Here is a 295-nt window from a genome sequence, read left to right as displayed (position 1 = left end):
CTTTAGCGGCAAACAACGCAAAGCCCGCCAAGCAGCACTCGCCCAGAAACACAGCCTGGGCACCCTCACACTGATTGAAACCTACACCTCCAAGGTGAAAAAGACCCTGGATGCCTGGAACTTAAGAATCAAACTCGCCGCAACACCCGCACACCGCATCCCACATGTTGCCGCCGCACGGCTTAAAGAACTGCGTGCTAAAAGAACCGCCAAACCAGGCGTACGCATCACCTACAGATCCGAAGGCCCCAACACCCTTTCCATTACCGATGACGCCACCACGATTGCCAACATG

1 pseudogene is annotated in these 295 nt (G+C 55.3%); it reads left to right on the top strand.

Annotation, left to right across the window (positions count from 1 at the left end):
• Positions 1-295: pseudogene (locus HMPREF2896_RS06180) on the top strand (HNH endonuclease); the annotation flags it as partial.

Source organism: Corynebacterium sp. HMSC069E04, assembly GCF_001813175.1.
In the GTDB taxonomy this organism is placed as follows: Bacteria; Actinomycetota; Actinomycetes; order Mycobacteriales; family Mycobacteriaceae; genus Corynebacterium; species Corynebacterium aurimucosum.
This window is presented reverse-complemented; position numbering and strand designations above follow the sequence as displayed.